This window comes from Methylocaldum sp., assembly GCF_039794385.1.
In the GTDB taxonomy this organism is placed as follows: domain Bacteria; phylum Pseudomonadota; class Gammaproteobacteria; order Methylococcales; family Methylococcaceae; genus Methylocaldum.
Genome location: NZ_JBDIVO010000324.1, coordinates 1 through 5,057 on the forward strand (window position 1 = coordinate 1; position 5,057 = coordinate 5,057).

Below are 5,057 nucleotides of genomic sequence, written 5' to 3' on the forward strand. Positions count from 1 at the left end.
TGCGCCAGGAAGAGATCGTCGAGGAAATCGAAATTATTTTACTGAGCGCCGAATCGCTGCTAAGCAATCAGATCTGAAAAAAGCTTCGGTTTTCCATAACCGTTTTTGTCACGATGCACAATAACAAAACGATTTTGATTACTGGCTGTTCCTCCGGTATTGGGCTGTGCGCCGCCCGAGGACTGCGGCAACGCGGTTACCGAGTGTTTGCCACCGCCCGGAAGGAAAGCGACGTGAAACAATTGTGCGCCGAAGGCTTCGAAGCGTTCCGGCTCGATCTTGCGGATTCCCGTTCCATCGGGTTAGCCTTGGAGCAGGTGCTACGGAGTACGGGCGGCTATCTGTATGCGTTGTTCAACAACGGCGCCTACGGCCAGCCGGGTGCGGTTGAGGACTTGAGCCGCGAGGCGCTGCGAGAGCAATTCGAAACCAATCTGTTCGGGACGCACGAACTGACCGCGCTGGTGTTGCCGGTGATGCGGAAGCAGGGATACGGGCGCATCATCCAGAACAGCTCCGTGCTCGGTTTCGCCGCCATGGCGTACCGGGGCGCCTACAACTCGAGCAAGTATGCTTTGGAGGGACTATCGGATACGCTGCGCTTGGAGCTGGCAGGCACCGGGATTTTCGTTTCCCTGGTCGAACCCGGACCGATTGTGAGCCGATTTCGGGACAACGCTCTGGCCATGTACAAGAAAAACATCGACAGCACGAGGAGCGTTCATCGTGAGAAATACTTGGCCATGGAGTCGCGGTTGGTCAAGGAAGGGCCTGCCGTGCCGTTTACCCTCGGACCCGAAGCCGTACTCAAAGCCGTCATCCACGCGCTTGAAGCAAAAAGACCGAAAGCCCGTTATTACGTCACGTTTCCCACTTATTTGTTCGGATTTCTGAAAAGAATTTTGCCGGATCGATCGCTCGACTGGGTGTTGCGGCGAGCAGGTTGAATCCGCCGTCGGCGCATGCCGGGCGTGAGTCCAACTACCGTTTTCGTTTCCTTGCCGGAGTAGCTTGCTCATGATGAAAACCTATATTTTGTCGGCGGGTGTCGTAATCGTGCGCATCTATCCCGCAGAGCCGCGTTATCTGTTGCTCCGCGCGTTCCAATATTGGGATTTCCCGAAAGGCGTGGTGGAAGAGGGCGAAGACCCTTTGGCCGCGGCGCAGCGCGAAGTATTCGAGGAAACGGCCTTGACAGAACTGAACTTCCGCTGGGGCAAGGGTTTCTGGAAACACCGCCTTACGGTGCCGGCAAGATCGCTCGATACTATCTGGCCGAATCTCCCGGCGGAGAGGTGCATTTACCCGTCAATCCGCTGCTGGGCAAGCCGGAGCACGACGAATTTCGATGGGTGACATTCGAAGAAGCGGATAAGCTGCTCGGGCCACGTCTCAGGCCGATTTTGAACTGGGCCGATTGGCTCGTCACGCGCGAAAGGCAGGACGGCTAATCATTTTTGGGCTAAACATTACGGTCGGAACCAGGCGAGTTTCTCCCGTAACCTGACGACGCTTCCGATGATGAGCAGCGTCGGGGCCTTGACGCCGGAGCGACTCACGATTTCCGGCAAGGTTTTCAAGGTTCCGGTAAAAACCGACTGATGCTGAGTGGTCCCTTGTTGGATGAGAGCGGCAGGAAGGTCGGCCGGACACCCATGTTGAATCAAACGCGAGCAAATCTCCGGCAATCCTTGAAGACCCATGTAAAAGACCAGCGTCTGTCCTGGTCGGGACAACTGGTTCCACTCGATGTCGATGAGTCGGCCGTCTTTCATATGGCCGGTCAGGAAAGTACAGGATTGGGCGTGATCGCGATGGGTCAGCGGTATACCCGCATAGGCGGCGCAGCCGGAAGCGGCCGTAATTCCCGGGGTTACTTGGAATGGTACCCCTTCGTTCATCAGGGTTTCGATTTCCTCTCCACCGCGTCCGAAAATGAACGGATCTCCGCCTTTGAGACGGACGACCCGTTTGCCCGCTTTTGCGAGATCGGTTAGAAGCCTATTGATTTCGGCCTGAGGGAGCGTGTGCCGGTTGCGCTGTTTGCCCGCGTAAATCTTTTCGGCGTCGCGCCGGACAAGCTGAAGAATTTCGGGGGAAACGAGGCGATCGTAAACCACTACGTCGGCTTCCTGCATCAGGCGCAGCGCCCGGATGGTTAATAAATCCGGGTCGCCCGGTCCGGCACCGACCAAGTAGACCATACCGGAATGCGCGCTTTCGTTGCCTGAAGTCTCGGCTGTAATGGCTTGTTCCAGGTGTTCGGTCGCTTGTTCGTCCCTTCCGGCGAAAACCAGTTCGGCGATCGGGCCGGAGAGAACGTTCTCCCAAAACCTGCGGCGTATTTGCGGATCCTTGATCGCTTGCTTGACACGGGTCCGGAAATCAGCTGCGATCCTGGCCAAGCGGCCGTAGGCCGGCGGTATCAGCGATTCGATTCGCATTCGGAGAATCCGAGCCAGGACGGGCGAGGTGCCACCCGAGGACACCGCGGCAATGATCGGAGATCGGTCGATAATAGCCGGGAAGATAAACGTGCAGAGAGAAGGTTGGTCGACGACGTTTACGAGAATGTTGTGTGTCCTTGCCGCCTCGGCGACCTGTGCGTTAAGGATGGCATCGTCAGTCGCCGCCACGATTAGCCTAAAGCCGCGTACGTCCTGAGGTTGGAATACCTTGGGAATTAGAGTTACGCATCCGGAGTCCCGCAGTTTTAGCACCAAATCGTGAAATGTTGGAGCCAACACGCTGACTTGCCCGCCGGCTTGAAACAGAGTTTCGGCCTTGCGGGCGGCGACCGGCCCGCCTCCCACAATCAGACAAGGTTCATTCTTAAGATTGAGAAATATGGGCAAATAATCCATGTCGTGTGGTTTTGCTAAAATGGCCCGGTTCTCACGGGCTTTCGAACGGGTATCGGTGAATGGTGCAAGTCGATTTTGAAATAGACACCTCAGGATTGATGTGTCCTCTGCCGCTCTTACGATTAAAAAAAGCTTTGCAGTCGATGGAAACCGGTCAGGTAATCCGAGTCCTGGCCACCGATCCGGCCTCTGTTCTGGACTTTGGAGTTTTTCTGGAGCAGGCTGGACATCAAATGTTGGACCAGAGGGAGGAAACCGGCGTTTTCTTTTACTTGATCCGCAAGGCTTGATGCGTTCTTTTCAGTCGCCTGGCATGGTCTTCCGGACAGGAACCGTTGCGGAGACTTATAACCGGCCAGCTGTTCCGGGCGGCAAATGTCTCAAGCTTCTCATCAGGATCCACGGCAACGGGGAAGCCTACGAGCGAAAGCAGCGGCAGATCGTTGTGTGAGTCGCTGTAAAACCAGCTATTCGCCAGGTCGTGATCGTTCTCCCCTAACCATTCTTTCAAACGTTGCACCTTGCCTTCACGAAAACACGGAGTGCCCACGAATCGGCCGGTGTAATGGCCGTTCTCGAGTTCCGGTGTCGTAGCGATGAGATGTTCGACGCCGTAAAGCCGGGCGATCGGCTCGGTCACGAAGCGATTGGTAGCGGTGATAATGATCGGGACATCGCCCGCGCGGCGGTGTTTTTCAATGAGTGCCGTGGCAGCCGGCAATAATATCGGTCTGATTTTCTCTTCAATAAAGGCGGCACGCCATCCGTGCAGAGCATCAAGCTGATTGTCGGCCAAAGGGCTTAAGGCGAACTCCAGAAACTCGACGATATCGAGCGTACCGTTCTTGTAATCCTCGTAAAACCGGGCATTGGCCTCTTCGTAATGCTTTCGGTCCACGATTCCCTTCTCGACCAGAAATTGCCCCCACAGATAGTCGCTATCGCCACCTAAAAGGGTGTTATCAAGGTCAAATATTGCCAGACTCACGCGTTTCCTTTAAATTCGATTCGAATGCTTGCGCAGAAAGTAAAAAGCTAAAAAGGATCAACTGAGTGCTGCAAAGCCGTAAGCAAGTCTCAACGGCGACGCTCGGATATCGGTCAGATCCAGCAGGCTGGGATTATATCACCGAGGACAGTAGTAGGATTTAACTCTAACCATGATCGACGCGGATGGTTATCGCCTAAACGTGGGTATCGTTTTGTGTAATAACGATGGCCGTGTGTTCTGGGCAAGGCGGGTCGGCATGCGTTCCTGGCAGTTTCCCCAAGGCGGTATAAAATTAAATGAAGCGCCGGAAGCTGCAATGTACAGAGAATTGTATGAGGAAGTCGGGCTGAAGAAGCACGATGTGCAACTCATCGGACGAACCCGAGATTGGTTGCGTTACGATCTTCCTGAACGTTATATCCGAAAACATTCATTTCCGCTTTGCATAGGGCAGAAGCAGCTCTGGTATATCCTGCGGTTGTCCAGCGAGGAGTCCAAGATTCGCTTGGATTGTAGCGAAAGACCGGAATTTGATGCGTGGTGTTGGGTTGATTATTGGTACCCGGTGAGTGATGTAGTGTATTTCAAACGACAAGTCTATCGTCAAGCATTAACGGAACTGGGAAATTATCTGACGCCTGGAACAGTTTCAACCAGTCCTGCTGATTCGTTGGCCGCTGGCCGAAAAACCTAGCGCCGCGAAAACCGATTTTGAACTTCCCGCTTTTGGAGTCTACGCGCTATTTTCCGTTTGTCGCGCGTTTCATCACGCTAGCCATTTTTCTATTCACTTCCAAAACGGCGGCTTCACAAGCCGTAGTTGTACACCCGAATGCTCCCGTTTCCGAAATCAGCCAACAGGAGGCTAGGGCATTATTCACAATGTCACAGCGTTCATGGCGGGACGGAACTCCTGTAGTCGTGTTCGTACTGCCGGACAGCAGCCCAATCCACAAAGAGTTTTGCAAGAAACATCTAGGAATGTTTGCACACCAGCTCAGACAAACCTGGGATCGCAAAGTGTTTTCCGGTACCGGACAAGCTCCCGAAACTGTATCAACTGTCGAGGAAATGCGCACGTTGATTTCGAAGACACCCGGAGCAATTGGCTACCTACCCGATGCGGAAATCGACCGCAGTGTACGCTCGATTACCATTCGTGAAGGCACCCAATGACAAGTTTATTCCGTCCCAAGAAGGTC

Annotated in this window: 7 protein-coding genes; 5 read left to right on the forward strand and 2 right to left on the reverse strand. The window is 54.1% G+C overall.

Going from position 1 to position 5,057, the window contains the following annotated elements; all coding sequences use genetic code 11:
• Positions 1-113: 113 nt before the first annotated feature.
• Both ABJK70_RS19825 and ABJK70_RS19830 read left to right on the forward strand, forming a co-directional pair.
• On the forward strand, positions 114-947 hold the full coding sequence (locus ABJK70_RS19825; RefSeq protein ID WP_156881763.1) for an SDR family oxidoreductase: 834 nt from the start codon (positions 114-116) through the stop codon (positions 945-947).
• A 70-nt stretch (positions 948-1,017) separates the two neighbouring features.
• Positions 1,018-1,356 (forward strand): NUDIX domain-containing protein, encoded by a 339-nt coding sequence (locus ABJK70_RS19830; protein WP_347258862.1) that lies wholly within the window; start codon positions 1,018-1,020, stop codon positions 1,354-1,356.
• Between the two features lie 113 nt (positions 1,357-1,469).
• Here the strand turns inward: ABJK70_RS19830 and cysG are convergent, their stop codons facing one another.
• Positions 1,470-2,864, reverse strand: a complete 1,395-nt coding sequence (gene cysG, locus ABJK70_RS19835; protein ID WP_086134607.1) for a siroheme synthase CysG — start codon at positions 2,862-2,864, stop codon at positions 1,470-1,472.
• Between the two features lie 59 nt (positions 2,865-2,923).
• Here cysG and ABJK70_RS19840 point away from each other — a divergent pair, with 59 nt between their 5' ends.
• On the forward strand, positions 2,924-3,154 hold the full coding sequence (locus ABJK70_RS19840; protein ID WP_077731333.1) for a sulfurtransferase TusA family protein: 231 nt from the start codon (positions 2,924-2,926) through the stop codon (positions 3,152-3,154).
• Here the strand turns inward: ABJK70_RS19840 and ABJK70_RS19845 are convergent.
• The gene (locus ABJK70_RS19845) at positions 3,133-3,852 is read right to left on the reverse strand and encodes an HAD family hydrolase (protein WP_077731332.1); all 720 of its coding nucleotides are present in this window, start codon (positions 3,850-3,852) and stop codon (positions 3,133-3,135) included. The two genes, ABJK70_RS19840 and ABJK70_RS19845, sit on opposite strands and share 22 nt — an antisense overlap.
• Positions 3,853-4,024: 172 nt before the next feature.
• On the opposite strand from ABJK70_RS19845, the gene ABJK70_RS19850 reads away from it, so the two are divergent.
• Together ABJK70_RS19850 and ABJK70_RS19855 are read left to right on the forward strand one after the other, a co-directional pair.
• The gene (locus tag ABJK70_RS19850; RefSeq protein ID WP_077731331.1) at positions 4,025-4,549 is read left to right on the forward strand and encodes an RNA pyrophosphohydrolase; all 525 of its coding nucleotides are present in this window, start codon (positions 4,025-4,027) and stop codon (positions 4,547-4,549) included.
• A 17-nt stretch (positions 4,550-4,566) separates the two neighbouring features.
• Positions 4,567-5,031, forward strand: a complete 465-nt coding sequence (locus tag ABJK70_RS19855) for a hypothetical protein (RefSeq protein WP_086134609.1) — start codon at positions 4,567-4,569, stop codon at positions 5,029-5,031.
• The last annotated feature ends 26 nt before the right edge of the window (positions 5,032-5,057 follow it).